At 74.0% G+C, this 17549-nt stretch carries 12 protein-coding genes; 8 read left to right on the top strand and 4 right to left on the bottom strand.

Annotated features, from left to right (window positions below; genetic code table 11):
- The first annotated feature begins 9 nt into the window (after nucleotides 1-9).
- The 6 genes from J2S41_RS22945 to J2S41_RS22970 all read left to right on the top strand — a co-directional run bounded on the left by J2S41_RS22945 (nucleotide 10) and on the right by J2S41_RS22970 (nucleotide 10841).
- Nucleotides 10-1302 (top strand): tetratricopeptide repeat protein, encoded by a 1293-nt coding sequence (locus J2S41_RS22945; RefSeq protein WP_310370349.1) that lies wholly within the window; start codon nucleotides 10-12, stop codon nucleotides 1300-1302.
- Between the two features lie 191 nt (nucleotides 1303-1493).
- Nucleotides 1494-4163, top strand: a complete 2670-nt coding sequence (locus tag J2S41_RS22950; protein WP_374728150.1) for a fibronectin type III domain-containing protein — start codon at nucleotides 1494-1496, stop codon at nucleotides 4161-4163.
- A gap of 378 nt (nucleotides 4164-4541) precedes the next feature.
- A complete protein-coding gene (locus J2S41_RS22955) occupies nucleotides 4542-5561 on the top strand; it encodes an AAA family ATPase (protein ID WP_310376463.1) in 1020 nt (339 codons plus the stop codon).
- Nucleotides 5561-6709, top strand: a complete 1149-nt coding sequence (locus tag J2S41_RS22960; RefSeq protein WP_310370350.1) for a DUF58 domain-containing protein — start codon at nucleotides 5561-5563, stop codon at nucleotides 6707-6709. The genes J2S41_RS22955 and J2S41_RS22960 overlap by 1 nt, the downstream gene beginning before the upstream one ends.
- Nucleotides 6703-9006, top strand: coding sequence for a transglutaminase TgpA family protein (locus J2S41_RS22965; RefSeq protein WP_310370351.1), 2304 nt, complete (start codon nucleotides 6703-6705; stop codon nucleotides 9004-9006). The genes J2S41_RS22960 and J2S41_RS22965 overlap by 7 nt, the downstream gene beginning before the upstream one ends.
- Before the next feature lie 71 nt (nucleotides 9007-9077).
- Entirely contained in the window at nucleotides 9078-10841 is a 1764-nt protein-coding gene (locus J2S41_RS22970) for a hypothetical protein (protein WP_310370352.1), read from the top strand.
- A gap of 9 nt (nucleotides 10842-10850) precedes the next feature.
- Here the strand turns inward: J2S41_RS22970 and J2S41_RS22975 are convergent, their stop codons facing one another.
- From J2S41_RS22975 to J2S41_RS22985, 3 genes are all read right to left on the bottom strand, one after another.
- Nucleotides 10851-11741: an NAD(P)H-hydrate dehydratase gene (locus J2S41_RS22975; protein WP_310370353.1), complete on the bottom strand. Its 891-nt coding sequence runs from the start codon at nucleotides 11739-11741 to the stop codon at nucleotides 10851-10853.
- The gene (locus J2S41_RS22980; RefSeq protein WP_310370355.1) at nucleotides 11725-12456 is read right to left on the bottom strand and encodes a histidine phosphatase family protein; all 732 of its coding nucleotides are present in this window, start codon (nucleotides 12454-12456) and stop codon (nucleotides 11725-11727) included. Before J2S41_RS22980 ends, J2S41_RS22975 begins: the two co-directional genes overlap by 17 nt.
- Before the next feature lie 83 nt (nucleotides 12457-12539).
- Nucleotides 12540-14111 (bottom strand): glucuronyl esterase domain-containing protein, encoded by a 1572-nt coding sequence (locus tag J2S41_RS22985; protein WP_310370357.1) that lies wholly within the window; start codon nucleotides 14109-14111, stop codon nucleotides 12540-12542.
- A 186-nt stretch (nucleotides 14112-14297) separates the two neighbouring features.
- Here J2S41_RS22985 and J2S41_RS22990 point away from each other — a divergent pair, with 186 nt between their 5' ends.
- On the top strand, nucleotides 14298-14969 hold the full coding sequence (locus J2S41_RS22990; RefSeq protein WP_310370359.1) for a GntR family transcriptional regulator: 672 nt from the start codon (nucleotides 14298-14300) through the stop codon (nucleotides 14967-14969).
- Nucleotides 14970-15250: 281 nt separating this feature from the next.
- On the opposite strand, the gene J2S41_RS22995 is transcribed toward J2S41_RS22990, so the two are convergent.
- Nucleotides 15251-16396 (bottom strand): PucR family transcriptional regulator, encoded by a 1146-nt coding sequence (locus J2S41_RS22995; protein WP_374728151.1) that lies wholly within the window; start codon nucleotides 16394-16396, stop codon nucleotides 15251-15253.
- A 47-nt stretch (nucleotides 16397-16443) separates the two neighbouring features.
- On the opposite strand from J2S41_RS22995, the gene J2S41_RS23000 reads away from it, so the two are divergent.
- The gene (locus J2S41_RS23000) at nucleotides 16444-17538 is read left to right on the top strand and encodes a ferredoxin reductase (RefSeq protein WP_374728266.1); all 1095 of its coding nucleotides are present in this window, start codon (nucleotides 16444-16446) and stop codon (nucleotides 17536-17538) included.
- Nucleotides 17539-17549 lie beyond the last annotated feature (11 nt).

Below are 17549 nucleotides of genomic sequence, written 5' to 3' on the forward strand. Positions count from 1 at the left end.
ATGTGGCGCGTGCCGCACGCTCCGCTCACCGCCGCCGTGAACCGCGCCCGGGCCGCCCAGGCGTCGGGTGACCTCATCAACGGCCGCGCGATGCTCGAGGACGTTCTCGAGGACGCGCGCCGCGCGCTGGGCAAGTCGCACGACGAGGTGCTGGACGCGGCGCTGGTGCTGGGCACGCTGCACGCGCAGGCGGACGACCCGGCCGCGGCGCGGCGAGTGCTGGAGGAGGCGTACGCGGCCGGTCAGCTCCGGCTCGGCGACGAGGACGCGCGGATGCTGGCGCTGTCCGCGGCGATCGGCGCGGCGGCCGAGGAACTGGGCAACCGGCACGAGGCGAAACGCGCGTTCACGCGGGTGGCGAAGCTCGGGCCGGGCACGGTCGGGCCGGACCATCCGATGGTCGCGCGGGCGCGGGCCTACCTGGGCGACGCGGCTCCGCCGCTTCCCCAGACCCATCAGGGGGTACGGAACGCGGAGCCGCCCACGACGCCGCTGCACCACGCGGCGCCGGTGCTGCCGGACCCGCCGACGATGCCGCTGCACCAGTCGTCGGCACCGCCGGTCCCGCCCGCGCTGCCGGACCCGCCCACCATGCCGATGCACCAGTCCTCGGCACCGCCGTATCAACAGCCGGCACCGCCGATGCACCAGTCCTCCGCGCCGCCGTACCAGCACTCCGTGCCGCCGTACCAGCAGTCCGTGCCGCCGTACCAGCAGTCCGTGCCGCCCTATCAGCAGTCCACGCCGCCCTATCAGCAGGCGCACCCGCAGTACCCGTACCAGCAGCAGGGGCACCCCACGCCGGTACCCCCGCCGCTGTTCGAGTCCGGGGCGCAGCCCCGGCGCGGGCGGGCCACGACGGTCGGCGTGGCGATCGCCGCGGTCGCCGCCGTCATCGCGGCCGTCGTCTCCGTCACCGTGCTGATCACCACCCGGGGCGACGGGGACGACACCGCGAGCCCGCCGCCGGTGCAGCCCACGGCGACGGCCGCACCGCAGGTCACCGGGCAGCCGCCGGGCGACGTCACGCTCACCGACGACGGCGAGGCGATCGAGCTGACCTGGACCGACCCGACGAACGGCACGGTGCCGTTCATCGTCGCGGGCGGCCGGGCCGGCGAGGAGCTGAAGGCGATGGCGAACCTGCCGCCCGGCCGGGTCGAGTACGAGATCAACGGCCTCAACCCGAACCTGGACTACTGCTTCACGATCGTGGCCGTCTACGGAACGGACGCCTCGAAGGTGGCCGCGTCGGAGCAGCGGTGCACCGCGCGGAACACGCCGGGCGGCCCGACCGGCTGACGCCGATCGTGACCGATCACGCATCGCAGGGGCGACTTTTACGGTGAGCACCCCATAAGATGACTCGCGTCTCTGCCCCGGTCGCATCATCGAGCCGCTAAGCCCTGGTCAACCAGGCAATACACGATGCGTTGAGAAGTCGTTACCCGGGGTGAGGCATTGGCAGTGGACGACGCGTAACGGGGAGAGTTGTGGCCACCACCGAAGCGACGCCGGGCACCATCGAGCCGCCGCCGGGGCGCAGGAAGCGATTGCGCACGCCCGGGGGCCTGGTCACGATCGGCACGGTGGCGGCGCTGGTCGCCGGCATGGCCGCGACCGTGTTCGGCCTGGGCGCCGCGGACCAGGCGGTGGCGAGCTTCGACGCCGCGTCCTGGCTGTGGAGCAAGTCCAAGGGCGAGCTGGCCCGGGCCAACGGCGTGACCGGCCGGGTGGACACCCGGTTCGCGGTCGCGGGCGCGGCCGGCCACCCGATGCAGGTCACCCAGACCGACCGCTTCCTGATCATGCGGGATCTGAACACCGGGCTGGTCAGCTCGCTGGACCTGACCTCGCTGCAGACGATCGCGACCGCGCAGACCACGGCCGGCGTGGGCGTCACCGTGGCGCTCGACGAGGACGCGGCGTTCATCATCGACTCCGTGCAGGGCGAGGTCCGCCAGCTCGACCCGCAGTCGCTGGAGCCGATCGGCGAGCCGGTGCGCTACCCGCCGGGCATCGCGGGCGGCACGTTCGACGGCGAGAGCCGGCTGTGGATCGCGGTGCCGTCCGAGGGCACGGTCTCCGCGATCACCCCGGCCGCCCTGTCCACCGCCGAGGCCGAGCGGTCCGAGGACGGCGGCCAGGGCGCCGGCGGGCCGAAGCTGATCCGCACCCACGGGGTCGCCGCGCCCAGCCACGACCTCACGCTGACCGCGCTGGACAACGGCGTGGCCGTGCTCGACCGCACGACGAACACGCTGACCATGGTGCGCGGCGAGGCGGAGCCGCTCCCGGTCACGCTCCCGCTGACCGGCGTCGGCATGCTGCCGGAGCGCACCACCGGCGCGCAGATCCCGGTCACGGTCGGCGAGGACCGCAAGGTCTACGTCGTCTCCGACACCGGCGCGGTGACCGAGTTCGCGATCCCCGGCGACGGCGCGCCGCTGCGCCCGGCCGTGCCCTGGGCAGGCCGGTTCTACGTGCCCGAGGAGGGCACCGGCGTGGTGCACGTGCTGGACGCCGCGGGCGTCCCGACCGGCACGTTCACGGTCGCGGGGGCGAACGGTGAGCTCGAGCTGGAGGTCCGGGAGAACCACCTGTTCGTGAACGCGCCGAACTCCGCGGCCGCGCAGGTCGTCGACGACGACCACCAGGTGAAGAGCGTCGACAAGTACGCGAACGACGTGCTCGGTGGCGACCCGCCGAAGGAGGCGCCGCCGCCCCCGCCGCCGCCCGCGAAGCCGCAGGTCGGCAAGCCGGGCGCGCCCAAGCAGGTGACCGCCGCGGCCGGCAACGCGCAGATCCGGCTGAGCTGGAAGCCGGCCGCGTCGAACGGCGCACCCATCACGAGGTACGTGGTGGAGGGCGCGGACAAGACCTGGGAGGTCGGCGCGGACCAGCGCTCGCTCCAGGTCGACGGCCTGACCAACGGCGAGACGTACCAGTTCACGGTGTACGCGGTGAACAGCGAGGGCGAGGGCCCGAAGGCGAAGTCGAACCCGGCCGTTCCCACCTCCGAGGTGCCGGACGCGCCGGAGAAGGTGACCGCCGCCGCGCAGCCGGACGGCACCGTGAAGATCACCTGGCCGGAGGCGAACGGCCAGGGCCTGAAGATCAAGTCGTACGCCGTGAACGCGATCTCGGCCGGCGCCACCACGCTGGTCGGCCAGGCCGACGGCACCGAGCTGGTCGTCCCGGCCGGCGAGCTGGAGTACGGCGCGCAGTACGCGTTCACGGTCACCTCGACCAACGAGCGCGGCGGCTCGTCCAAGGCGTCCCCGCCGAGCGAGACGGTCGTGCCGTTCACCGTGCCGGAGGCGCCGGAGGGCCTGGACGCGGCCACGGTCGCGGGCGAGGCCGGGGCGATCACGGTCACCTGGACCGCGCCCGCGGAGAACGGCCGCCCCATCACGAAGTACGTGGTGACCGCCGGCGACAAGACCGCGGAGGTGGCGGCCGGCGGCACGTCGACGAAGCTGACCGGCTTCGGCAACGGCGTGAACGTGTCGGTCAAGGTCCAGGCGGTGAACGAGGCGGGCGAGGGCAAGCAGGCCACCGCGACCGCGCGCACCGTCGCGGCGCCGCAGGTGACGGTCACCGGCTCGTCGGCGACGCAGACCGAGGTCACCGTGAAGGCGACCGTGGACGCGGGCGGCGGCACCGCCACCTGCAAGCTGACCGGCGGCGGCAAGTCCGTCTCCGGCGGCTGCGCCTCGCTGACCGTGACCGGCCTGTCGCCGAGCACCGACTACGACCTCACGCTCACCGCGACCAACGCGGCCGGCAGCGCGACCGCGAAGGTCGCGAAGACCACGAGCGCGGTCTACGGCCTGGCGGTCTGCAACAACAACACCTCCTCGACCGACAAGGCGCAGCACACCTGGTGCAACGACGCGGACAACGGCCGGCAGGTCTGGGCGGCGCCGAAGGACGAGGGCACGCTGCTCGGCCGCGCCGGCCAGAACCAGCGGCTCTCCGCGATCTGCAAGACCAGCGGCGAGGGCATCAGCGCGTACGTCTACAACCGGGGCAAGACCGACCCCACCAGCATCTGGATCAAGGTCAACTACGGCGGCAAGACGGGTTACATCTCGTTCGCCTGGTTCAATCTCGAGGGGCACGGCATCAACTCGACCGGTCCGCTGCCGGACTGCACCTGACCGATACGAATAGTGATGGAACGAGACCGAGATGAGCCCGTCCGCATGACCACCGCACCACCGCACGCCAACGGCTACGAGCAGGGCGGCCACTACGGCGCCGGTCCGTCGTACCCGTCGTCCTCGGAGGCGCCGACCGGCCTGCTCCCCGCCGTCACGTCGACCGGCGGGCCGGCCGTGCCGCAGCCCGGTCCGCACGGCGGCGGGCAGTACGACCAGTACGACCGCGGCGATCAGTACGGTTCGGGCCGGTACGGGCAGCAGCCGGCGCCGGCCGAGCCCGCGGGCCAGGCGTCCGGCGGCTACCCGTACGGGAGCACCGGCCAGAGTGCCGCGCCGCTGCCGCCCCCGCCTCCCGCACCGCCCACGATGAACACGATGAACCCGCCGGCCGCGCCGGTCTCCGCGCAGCCCGCCGCCGAGGGCCCGCTCTCCCAGCAGCAGGTCCAGGGCTTCGCGAACATCGCGAACGCGCTGGCCCAGAGCATCGGCACCGTGGTGCTCGGCAAGCCGGAGCTGATCCGGCTGGCGCTGACCGCGCTGTTCGCGCAGGGTCACGTGCTGCTGGAGGACGTGCCCGGCGTCGGCAAGACCACGCTCGCGCGCGCGATCGCCGCGTCGATCCACGGCGCGTGGCGGCGCATCCAGTTCACGCCGGACCTGCTGCCCGCGGACGTCTCCGGCGTCACGATCTTCAACCAGGCCACCCGCGCGTTCGAGTTCCACCCGGGCCCGGTCTTCGCGAACATCGTGATCGCCGACGAGATCAACCGTGCCTCGCCGAAGACGCAGTCCGCGCTGCTCGAGGTGATGGAGGAGCGCACGGTCACGGTCGACGGCGTGCCGCACCCGGTGCCGCGCCCGTTCCTGGTCGTCGCCACGCAGAACCCGGTCGAGATGGACGGCACCTACCGGCTGCCCGAGGCCCAGCTGGACCGGTTCCTGGTGAAGCTGTCCGTCGGCTACCCGGACGAGTCCGTCGAGATCGAGGTGTTGCGCGGCGCGAACGTGCGCTCGCCGGAGAGCCTGCCGCCGATCGCGGACACGAAGATCATCGCCGAGATGATCCGGATGGCGCAGCGCGTGCACATCGCCGACCCGCTGTACGCGTACGCGGTGCGCCTGGCCGCGGCCACCCGGCAGGACCCGCGCGTGCGGATCGGCGTGTCGCCGCGTGGCGTGATCGCGCTGACCCGGGCCGCCTGCGCGTACGCGCTGATGGAGGGCCGGGCCTGGATCCTGCCCGAGGACCTGAAGGTGCTGATCGTCCCGGTCTTCGCGCACCGCGTGCTGCTCACCCCGGAGGCGGCGCTGCGCGGCACCACCGCGGACGACGTGGTGGCCGACGCGCTCCGCGCGGTCCCGGTGCCGCTGCCCGGCGGCGGCACGCAGGCCTGATGCGCCCCACCCTGCGCGGCCTCGGCCTGGCCGGCGGCGCCGCCGTGCTGCTCGCGGCCGGGCTGCGCTTCGGCTACCCGGAGCTGGCCGTGCTCGGCGCGGCCGGGCTGCTCGCGGTGCTCTGGGCCGTGCTGTTCGTGGCGTGGCGGCCCAGGCTGTCGCTGTCCCGCGTCGCCGACCCGGACCGGGTGCCGCGCGGCGAGCCGTCCACGATGATCCTCACGCTGCGCAACGCGGCCCGGCGCCGGTCGGCCACGCTCACCGCGGCGGACTCGTGCGGCGGCCGGCCGGTCCCGGTGCCGCCGCTGCGGCTGCGCGCGGGCCGGGACACCACGGTGACGTACCCGGTGCCGACCCACCGGCGCGGCCGGATCCCGGTCGGCCCGCTGCGCGTCACCCGGGAGGACCCGCTCGGCCTGGTCCGGCTCGCGCAGGCGCACGGCGAGCCGGTCACCGTCTGGGTGCACCCGCGCATCCTGCCGCTGTCCGCGGTCCCGGCCGGCGTCACGCGCAGCCTGGACGGCCGGTCCGACCGGGTGCCGCAGGGCTCGATCACGTTCGACACGCTCCGCGAGTACGTGATCGGCGACGACCTGCGGCGCGTGCACTGGCGGTCGACCGCGAAGATGGGCGAGCTGATGGTGCGCGAGCAGCTCGACACCAGCCTGCCGCGCCTGGTGGTGCTGCTGGACGACCGGGCCGGCTCGCACACGCCACTCGCGGACGGTCAGTCGGCCAGCTTCGAGGCCGCCTGCGAGGCCGCCGCGTCGATCGTGGCCGCGGCGGCGCGCGAGGACCTGCCGGTGACCATGCACCTGGTCAGCGGCGCGGAGGAGCCGGGCCGGCCGCACCTGGACACGCTCACCGCGGCGGAACTGCACCGGGCGGACGCCGGCACGTTCCAGACCGCGACCACGCGGCTGCGGCAGCAGCGCTTCGGCGACACGCTGATCTTCGTGACCGGCCCCGGCGGCCGGGACGACCTGGGCCAGCTCGGCACGGTACGCCAGGCGTACCCGGTGCTGGTCGCGGTGCTCCTGGGCGTGGCCGGCGAGGGCCCGTCCGGCCAGGGCGCGGGCATGCTGGTGATCAACGCGGAGGACGGCGACGCGTTCGCCGCGGAATGGAACGGCGCGTCCGGATGGTGAGGATGGTGCGCGCGGCCGGGCTCCCGGTCGCGCTGATCGGCATGATCGCGCTCTGCGGCGTGCTGCTCGGCCGCGTCTACTCCGGCCCGCTGGTCGTCCAGCTCGTCGCCGGCGCGGCCGTGCTCAGTGTCGGCATCGGCACCGCGGTCCGCCGCCTGCCGTCCTGGACCGTCGCGCCGCTGTCCGTGCTGGCGCTGGCCGGATACACGGTGTTCGCGCTGCGGCTGGCCGCGCAGCGCGCCGGCCTGGACGCGCCGCTCGGCCAGACGCTGCTGGACGCGGCCCGCAACGGCATCCCGCGCATGCTCACCGCGATGATCCCGGTCGAGCCGACGCCGGACACGATCGTGATCCCGCTGGTCGCGGCGTGGCTGGCCGGGCTGGCCGCGACCGAGGTGTCCGGCCGGGCCGGCTGGGTGCTGCTCGGCTACACCGCGCCGGTCACGCTGTTCGCCGGCACGCTCTACGTGGTCGGGCCGAACGCGGACGCGGCGCTGCCGCCCACGCTCGGCTTCCTGGCGCTGGCCGCGCTGGGCCTGGCCACCGCGCCTGGCCGGGCCCGGGCGTCGCGCGCGCCCGGTGCGCCGGCGGTGGCGACCGCGGAGGGCGCGGAGCCGGCCGGCCGGTGGCGCCGGCTGATCGGGCCGGTCACCGCGCTGGCCGTGCTGCTGGCGCTGGTGTTCGCGGGCGCGCCGCGGATCGCCGGCGTGGTCACCGCGACGCCGGTCGACCCGCGCCGGTACGTGGAGCCGCCGCAGGTGGACAGCCTGGACGAGAGCCCGCTGAACCGGATCTCCGGCTGGGCGCTGAACCCGGACCAGCACCTGTTCGACGTGACGGCGCTGAGCGAATCCGACCCCGAGGGCGGGCTTCCGCTGGTACGACTGGCGGTGCTGAACGACTACGACGGCGTGACGTGGAAGGTCGGTGCCACGTACCGCGCGGCCGGCCGGGTGCTGCCGACCGAGCCGCCCGCGCCCGGCGCGACCGTGGAGCGCGTCGACCAGCGGCTCACCATCGCGGACCTGTCCGGGCGGCTGCTGCCGGCGGTGCCCACGCCGTCCGGCGTCGAGGGCACGCGGGTCGCGTACGACGCGGAGTCCGGCACGATGATCCGCCCCGAGGGGCTGACGCCCGGGCTGACGTACACGGTGACGTCCGCCCGGGAGCGGCTCGACCTGAGCGGCCTGCCGGTGGCGGACGTGCCCGGCGGCCCGGACGTGGCGCGGCTGCTGACGGTCGCGGACGGCGTGCCGGAGCAGGTGCAGCAACTCGCCGACCAGTTGGGCGAGGAGAACGGCGCGCCGTACGACCGGGCGGTCGCGATCGAACAGTTCCTGGCCACGCACTACCGGGTGGCGCCGGACGCGGCGAGCGGGCACTCGTACCCCAATCTGGGTTTCTTCCTCTTCGGCCCGCGCAACGCCGGCGGCCAGGAGGGCACGTCCGAGCAGTTCGCGGCCGCGTTCGGCGTGCTCGCCCGGCTGCTCGGCCTGCCGACGCGGGTGGTGGTCGGCTTCGCGCCGCGAGCAGAGCCCGGTGCGCCGCGAGCGGAGACCGGTGGCACGGTCCCGGTGCGCGGCGCGGACGCGTTCGCCTGGCCGGAGGTGCTGTTCGACGGCATCGGCTGGGTCTCGTTCAACCCGATGCCGCAGCCGGACACCGAGCCGCGCCCGGTCGAGGAGGACTTCCGCCCCGAGCCGGAGAAGTCCGAGGAGCCGCCCACGGACGCGCCGACGCCGTCGGTGGAGCCGTCCGCCAGCGCCTCCGCCGGCGCCCCGCCGGCCGAGGCGCCGTCCGGCTCCGCCCGGACCCGCGCCGTGATCGCCGGCGGCGTCTCCGGCACCGTGCTGATCATCCTGGCCGGCCTGGTGATCACGCTGCTCACCATGCGGCGCGCCCTGTCCCGCCGCCGCCTGCGCGCCGCCGACCCACGCGAGCGGGTCACCGGCGCCTGGCTGGAGGTCGGCGACGCGCTCCGCCTGGCCGGTAGCCCGCCCTCGCCGAACCTGACCGCCACCGAGTTCGCCGGCCACGCCGCCGCGACCGCCGCCGAGGCGGCCGAGCGTCTCCGAAAACCGGCGCCGCGCACCGCCGCACCCCCGCTCGACGAGTTGGCCGAGCTGATGAACCGCGACGCCTTCGCCCCCGGCACCGTCGACGCCACCCAGGCCGACCGCGCCGGCTCCCAGGCCACCGCCTACGTCACGGCCCTCCGCGCCCACCGCCCGTGGTGGCGCCGCCTCCTCTGGTCCCTCCACCCGGGCCCGCTCCGCTGGGCCCGCCGACGCCGCTGATCGGGACGCGACCTGCTTGTCACCGGTTGGAACGATGAGCGCACCTTGTCATCGAGCCGGCGGAGCGCGCGATGGGCATCTGGACGGGTTCAGGACTCAGCGCGACCGAGAGGCGCATGCGGCGCGCCATCAGTGCCCACGGCCTTTTCGAGGTGACGACCGAGCGGGACGGTCCCGCACGGGGGCGCTCCCGGACGGTACGCGCCGAGGCCATCGTGAGCGCGCTGCGGGCCGGTGGGCAGGCGCCGCCGCGCTACATCCGGATCAAGGGCGTTCGGATCGAGGGCGACCTGGACCTCGCGGCCATGACACTCACCTCGGTGATCGAGTTCACCTCGTGTCACTTCGATGGAGCGGTGAACCTGCGGGACAGCGATCTGGCCTCGCTGAAACTGCACGGGTGTTCGGCGGCCACCATCGATGCGCGGAACGCGCGGTTCAGCGGCAGCCTGGCGATCGTGGACGGAAGTCGTTGCCGAACGCTCCAGCTGGGCGGTGCCAGGATAGGCGGTTCGCTGGTCCTGGAGGGCTCGGATTTCGACGACCCGGCCGGCACCTGCATCTCGGCCTGGGGCATCCAGGTCGGCGGTTCGATGCTGTGCGGCCACGGGTTCACCTCGCACGGCGAGGTCAACATCGGTCACGCGGATATCAGCGGCGCGTTGTCATTCACCGGAGCCCGATTGCACCATCCCGACGGCTGGGCCCTGAACGCCCAGGGCGCGCGCATCGGATACGCGCTGTTTCTCGGAAGCGCGATCGATGACGATTCCGGCTTCCGGTGTGACGGAGCGATCCGCCTGGTCGGGGCGAAAATCGATGGTTTCGTATGCTGTTGGGACGCGCGGCTCAGGTGTCCGGGCCGCTATGCGCTCCAGGGTCTCGGCCTCACCGTGCGCGAGGATCTCCTTCTGAATAGCGGTTTCTCCGCGGAGGGCACGCTGCACCTCGACGGCGCGAGGATCGGGGGATATCTGAGCCTGGAAGGCGCCGCGCTCCATGGTTCCGGGAAAAGCGCGTTGCTGGCCCGCCGGATGCACGTGGAGGGCTCCGTGCGCTGCGGCGAGGATTTCACCGCGTTCGGGCCGGTGGACATGACGGGACTCTCGGTGTCCGGAGTCGTCGACTTCCGGGCGGCTGATCTGCGCTGTTGCCGCTCCGTGGACCTGTCGTACGTCCGTGCCAGGTCGCTGCGGATCGACTGGTCCTCTCCGCCGACCGCACTCGATCTCCGGCATGCGGAGGTGGACGTCCTCGCCGACGATCTGGCTACCTGGCCGAAGGTCATCGAGCTGACGGACTTCACGTACGGCCGGCTCGACCCACGGTGCGACGCCTCGGCCGGCGACCGGATCGGCTGGCTCCGACGAAGCCGTAGCGGGCACTCGCCCGGGGCGTACGACGTGCTCTCGGCCGTCTACCGGTCGGCCGGCCGCGACCGGGACTCCCGGCGTATCTCCATAGCGAAGTTCTGGAGCGAACGCGCCGCGTTCGGCCCGCCGGGCAGGGCGTGGAACTGGCTGATGTATCTCACGGTGGGCTACGGGTACCGCCCCTGGCAGGCGGTCCTCTGGCTGGCCGTCCTCCTGCTGGCCGGAACCACGGTGTTCGGCATGTCGTACCCGGACGACATCACCCGGGTGGCCGGCTCCGCCGAGTTCAGCCCGTTCGCGTACACCGTCGACGTGCTCGTGCCGGTCATCAACCTCGGGCAGCGGACCTCGTGGCAGCCGCACAACCTCGCCGCGTACGCGATGTGGTTCCTGACCGTAACGGGATGGCTCTTGACGACCGCGGTCATCGCGGGGGTAGCCCGCGTCCTGAAGCGGGAATGAGCCCGCGGGTCAGTGGAGCATCGCCAGGGCGGGGCCGATCTCGTCGAGGAGCTCGCGGGCGAGGAAGCCGATGCGGCCGTGGGCCGGGATCAGGCGCTGGCCGGCCGTGGCGTGGGCCCAGGCGGCCCAGCAGGCGGCCTGGGCCGGGTCGGCGCCGCGGGAGAGCAGGCCGGCGACGATGCCGGTGCGGACGTCGCCGCTGCCGGAGGTGCCCAGGCCGGCGTCCGCGGTCTCCTCCCGCCAGCAGCGCACCGAGCCGTCCGGGGACGGGCGGGACGCGATGTGGCCGTAGAGCGAGACCACTGCGCCGTACCGGTCGGCCAGTTCCGCGGCGGTGTCGTCCAGGTCGTCGCCGACGTCGTGGCCGAGCAGGAAGCGGGCCTCGGTCAGGTTCGGCGTGAGGACGGCGGTCCGCTCGGACTCTCGCACCAGGTCCGGTGACCGGCTGAGCGCGCCCAGCGCGTACGCGTCCAGCACGAACACGGTCTCCGGGCCGGCCGCGTCGAGCAGGCCCTTGAGCAGGCCCATGGTCTCGTCCACGTCGTCCAGGCCGGGGCCGACCGCGATCACGCGGGCCTCGGCGGCCAGGCCGGCGAGGCGTTCCCCGCACTCGCCGCGCACGGAGCCGCCGCCGGTCTCGGTCAGGCCGACGACCAGCGCCTCCGGCACCTGGATGCTGAGCGCGGCCGCGGTCGACTCGGCCACCGCGAGCTGCAGCACACCCGCGCCGGCGCGCAGCGCGGCCACGCCGGCCAGCAGCACCGCGCCGGGGGTGAACCGGGACCCGCCGACCACCAGCACGGTGCCGCGCGCGTCCTTGCCGCCGACCGGCACCGGCAGCTGCCAGTCGCGCAGTACCCGGGGCGTGATCACGGACGTGGGCTCAGACCGGTTCGGCATCGACGCCCTCCTCGCTGGTCGGCGTGGCTCCCTCGCGGTGCAGGTGGTGGACCACGGCGAAGTCCTCCAGCGCGAGCCGGCCGTCCTCGCCCGCGATCCAGCTGGTGATCGAGCAGTTGCCGACCGCGCCGTCGCGGGCCAGCTTCACCAGGTCGGGCTCGGACATCTCCTCGATCAGATAGCGCAGCAGGTAGACGATCGCCTCGTGGGCGAAGAGGATGACCCGGTCGCCGGCGTGGTCGCGGCGCAGGTCGCCGAGCAGGCTGCGCAGCCGCAACGTCACGTCGGCCCAGGACTCGCCGCCCGGCGGCCGGTAGTAGAACTTGCCGAGCCGGGAGCGGCGCTCCGCCTCCTCCGGCAGCCGCGCGCGGACGCCCTTGCCGGTGAGCAGGTCCAGGATGCCGAGTTCGCGATCGCGCAGCCGCTCGTCCACGGAGCTGCGCACCTCGATCGGCTCCAGCGCCAGCGCGGCGGTCTGCTGCGCCCGCAGGTACGGCGAGATCACCGCGACCGCGGGCCGGCGGTCGTCCGGCAGGTCGCCGAGCCACTGCCCGACCGCGCGCGCCTGCTCCCGGCCGGTCGACGAGAGCGGCACGTCGGCGTCCCGTTCCGGGATGTCGATGACCTCCTCGCCGGATTGCTCGGCGCGCGCCGCCGCGACGTTCCCGGTGCTCTCCCCGTGCCGTACCACGGCCAGCCAGCTCAGATCGTCCACGGACGGTGGCTTACCCGGCGACGCGATTCGGAAACGGACCGGGCCGGGCGTCACGCGGTGGGACGGACGCCCGGCCCGGCGCTCTATCGGGCCGCGCAGACCGGCGCGAGGCCGCTGCCGCTGCCCGTGCTCTGGAACCCGAACTCGGTCGCGCCACCGGCGGACAGCGCACCGTTCCAGGCCACGTTGGTGAACCCGACCGTGCCGCTGCTGCCGGCCGCGGACGCGTTCCAGGTGCTGGTCACGGCCGCACCCGAGGGCAGCGTCACCGACACGGTCCAGCCGGAGACCGCGGCGGTCCCGGCGGTGACCCGCACGGTGGCGACGAACCCGCCGTTCCACTGGTTGGTGGAGACGGTCGCGGCGCAGCCACCGGGCGCCGGCGGCGACACCGGCGGAGAGACGGACGGCGACACCGGCGGCGTGGCAGGCGGCGGCGACGCCGTGCCCGCGGTCAGCGTCGGCGTCTGCCAGGTCCGCCACTCCGCCAGGTTCCCCGCGGCCTGGCTGGAGATCCGGAACACCGCGGGGGCGCTGCCCGTACCCCGGAGGAACCGCTGGATGCTCTGCTGCAACGGCGCCCGCCACTCCGACCGGGTGGCGCAGTGCGTGCCGTCGGACACGTCCGACCAGTAGGAGATCGCGTCGGACGCGCCCAGCGCCCGGTAGATCTCGGCGCCACCGAGCGCCGCCACGCTGGAGGAGCGCGCGGCCAGCCAGTCGATGTGCGGGTTGTCCATGATGAACAGCCCGCGCGGCGCGATCATCCCGATCACCTCGTGCGTGTCGATCGGCAGCGCCGCCGGGTTCCCGGTGTACGACCCGAACGCGTCGCCGAGCCACGGCTGCTCGCCGTACGCGCTGCTCAGCGGCTGTGCCCCGCTCTCGCCGTTCACGCCGCGGAAGATCGGCGCGCCGCCGGTGCCGGACTCGATCGGCATGGTCAGCGCGATCCGCTGGTCGAACGCGCCGGTGACGAACGCGCCCTTGCCGTACCGGGAGCAGCCGGTGACGCCGGTGGCGTCCGCGCGCAGGACGGAGCCGCCCGACTGTTCCAGCACGTCGATGATCCGGCTGACGCCCCACGCCCAGGCGAGCAGGATGCCGGTGCTGCTGGACGCGCCGTACAGGGTGTAGAACGCGCCCTGCTTGTTGTTGCGGGGTGTGCCCTCACGGCCGACCGCGAGCGGGTCGTAGCTGATCACGGCCGCGCCGGCCGCCTTGATCGCGGCGGTGTCCGCGCCGAACCCGCCGAGCACCACGACCGCCGGGAACGGCCCGGTGCCGCTGGGCAGGTCCACGCCGGCGGAGAACGAGGCGCTGCGGCCGTTCTCGGAGACGTTCACGGTGATGTTGGTGCGCGAGACGGTGCCGGTCACGCTGGACGGCTTCGCGGGCTTCTCGCCGTACACGTACCGTTCGGCCTGGTCCTTGATCTCGGCGCGCCGGCAGCGCCAGTCGGACCGGGAGGTGATCCGCGACCCGTCGATCCGGGTGAACGGATCGGGCAGCTTCGCGTTGGCGGTGACGGTGCCCTGACTGATCGGGCAGTCGGCCCCCTCGTCCTCGACGGGCGCGGCGTGCGCCGGCCGCGGTACGGCGACGAAGATCAGCCCGAGCACGGCCACCACCAGGAGCACTCTCTTGAGAATCATGTGGTGGGGACTCCTTCCGGTAACGTGTCGGAAGTTCATGGAATCGAAGATCCTCGATTACCGACGCCCTCAGTCTCGGCTTGCAGATCGGCGCATGTCAATATGGGCGAACGCCTTCCGGAAAAGTTCCGGCACCCCACCGCGCCCGCTTGATGCGGCCGTTGTCCGAATGTCAGCATTGATCGCATGCCATCGCCAGCCCTGAACCGGGCCAGCCGCCGGGGTCTCGCCGACGAGTCCGCCGACCGCATCCGCGACGCGATCTTCTCCGGCGAGGTGCCACCGGGCGGCCCGCTCCGCGAGGTCGAGCTGGCCACCGCGCTCGGCGTCAGCCGCGGCTCCGTGCGCGAGGGCCTGCGCATCCTGGAGCGCGAGGGCCTGATCCGCACCGGCTGGCACCGCGGCACCACGGTCATCGAGATCACGCCGGAAGACGTCCGCGAGGTCTACGCCGTCCGCGCCGCGCTCGACCGGCTGGCCGCCGTCACCGCCCGCGACACCGCCACCGAGGCACAGCTCGGCGAGCTGGACGCCCTGGTCGGCGCCATGGCCGCGGAAATCGCCGGGAACCCGTCCGGGCAGCGCCTGGTCTCCCTGGACATCGCCTTCCACGACGCCGTCTACCTGGCGGCCGGCAACCGGCGCCTGACCGAGGCCTGGCGCGCCGTCCGCTCCCAGGTCTACCTCTTCCAGCTGCGCCGCGTCGCCCTCGGCTTCGCCCACTACCGCGCCCGCGTCGTCACCGAACACCGCGACCTGGCCACCCTCATCCGCTCCGGCGACCGCGACACCCTCGCCCACACCGCGGAGGAACACGTCACCACCGCCCACCGCGGCCTCCTGGCCCACCTGCCATAAACCGATATTCCCGCTCCCGGCGTGGTCCGGTCCGCATGCTCCCGCGGGCACCGGTCGTCGCTGGCGCTCCTCCCTGCCGGTCCCGCCGCCGCCCGCCGCCCGCCGCCCGCCACCCGCCGCCCGCCGCCCCCTTGCCGTCGATCTAGGCCGGATTCACGTGATTGGAGATCGACACGGCGGAATCCGCCCTAGATCGCGAGGCGGGGGGCGGGGGCGGGGCGGGGGGCGGGGGCGGGGCGGGGGGCGGGGGCGGGGGGGCGGGGGGGCGGGGGGGCGGGGGGTCAGAGGGCGAGGGCGATGGTGAGCATGGCGAGCCAGTCGGGGTCGCGGAGGCGGTCGCCGTAGAGTTCGCGGAGGCGGGCGACGCGGTAGCGGACGGTCTGTGGGTGGACGAAGAGTTCCGCCGCGATCTCCTCGCGCCGGCCGTGGTGGCGCAGCCAGCTGCGCAGCGTCTCCCGCAGCTTGGCCGCGGAGGTCTCGCCCTCGTCGGCCAGCGGCGCCAGCGCGCGGGCCCGCAGGTCGGCCAGCGCGGCCGGGTCCGCGCCGACCACCAGCGCCACCAGGTGTTCCTCCGTGTCGCCGAGCAGGCCGAGGGACAGTGCGCGGACCGCCCGCTGGTACGACTCCGCGGCCCGCTCCCACGGCCGGGCCGGCCCGATCACCGCGTCCCGCCCGGTCAGCAGCCGGCGGAGGTGGCCGCGACCGGCACCGTGCGCGTCCGGCACCAGCAGCACGGACCGCTCGCCCTCCACGTCGACCCGGAGCGTGCGCGCGTCGAGCATGTCGAGCAGGCCGCCGATCGCGTGCTCGGGCAGCAGCACGGCGGTGAGCGTGGCCGGCGGCGCCCATTCGGCCTGCTCCGCGGCGGCGGCCAGCGCGTGTGCCGGCTCGGCCGCGACCAGCGCCTGCCCGAGCCGTTCCAGGTGGCGGCGCCGGGCGCGGACCGCGGTGGCGAGTTCGTCCGCGTGCCCGGCCACGCTGGCCGCGGAGAGCTCGTCGATGTACGCGAAGACCAGCTCCGCGAAGTACGTGACGGTCATCGCGTCCACGCCCGCGCGCACGCTGATCACGGCCATGTCGCGCCAGGCCACGCGCGCGCCGACCCGGTACGCCGCGAGCAGCGCCTCCAGGCTGCGGCCGTGCCGGGCCTCGCCGCGGCCGAGCGCGTACGCACCTTCCAGCGCGGGCTCCAGCGGCGCGCCGGTGTCGCGGGAGAGCAGGTTCAGGAACGTGCCGAGCGCGGCCCGCACCGCCCGCTCGATCTTCTCGCCGAGCTCGCCCGCGAACGCCTCCGCGTACGCCGGGACCTCCGCCGTGATCGCCGCCACCGCATGGCCCGCGACCTCGGGCAACGCGAGTTTCAGGGGCGCCACCACCTCCGGCGCGAGCCGGAACGCCGGGACCGATGTCTTGTTCACAGCGAACAATAATGCCCGACGAAACTACCGTTTCTTGGTCAGGACTTACCCCGGCTATCGCCACCATGCTTGGTGACATGCCCGCAACCCGCAGCCTCAGGTCCGCCGCCTGGCGCGTCGTCGAGTTGATCACGACGCCGCTGGTGCCGAGCGACTACCTGGACGAGGTCGCCCCGCTGCGCAACGCGAACGTGCTGCGCGCCCGCATCGAGGAGGTGCACCGCGAGCACGAGCGCGCGGTCACGCTGGTGCTGCGGCCGGGGCGCGGCTGGCGCCGGCACGAGCCCGGGCAGTACCTGCGGATCGGCGTGGACGTCGACGGCATCCGGCTGTGGCGCAACTACTCGCTGACCAGCGACCCGGACCGGGCCGACGGCCGGGTCTCGATCACCGTGACCGCGATCGAGGGCGGCGTGGTCAGCAACCATCTCGTCCGCAACGCCCGGGTCGGCGCGCTGGTGCACCTCGACCCGCCGGCCGGTGAGTTCACGGTCCCGGACCCGGCGCCGGAGAAGGTGCTGTTCGTGACCGCGGGCAGCGGCGTCACCCCGATCATGGGCATTCTGCGCGGCGCGGGTGACCGGCTGCGCGACGTCGTGGTGGTGCACTCCGCCCGGACCGCCGCGGACGCGCTGTTCACCCCGGAGCTGGACGACCTCGCGGCCGAGGGCCGGATTCGGCTGATCGAGCGCACCACGTCGGTCGAGGGCCGGCTCTCCCCCGCCGGCATCGCCGCGCTGGTGCCGGACTGGGCCGAGCGCGAGACCTGGGCCTGCGGGCCGAACGAGCTGCTCGACGAGTTGGAGAAGCACTGGGCGGACGCGGGCGTGGGCGAGCGGCTGCGCACCGAGCGGTTCCGGCCGGTGATGATCGGCGCGGACGGCGCGGGCGGCGACGTCACGTTCACGAAGACGCAGACCACGGTGACCGCGCCGGGCGACGTACCGCTGCTGGACGCCGCCGAGGCCGCGGGCGTGCTGATGCCGTCCGGCTGCCGGATGGGCATCTGCTTCGGCTGTGTGCTGCCGCTGCGCGAGGGCGCGGTGCGTGACCTGCGCGACGGCGCGCTCATCGTCGCCGAGGCTGGCGACACCATCCCGATCCAGACCTGCGTCTCGGCCGCTGCCGGCCCCTGTCGCATCGATCACTGAGAACCGGACTC

It is taken from the genome of Catenuloplanes atrovinosus, from assembly GCF_031458235.1.
Classification (GTDB): domain Bacteria; phylum Actinomycetota; class Actinomycetes; order Mycobacteriales; family Micromonosporaceae; genus Catenuloplanes; species Catenuloplanes atrovinosus.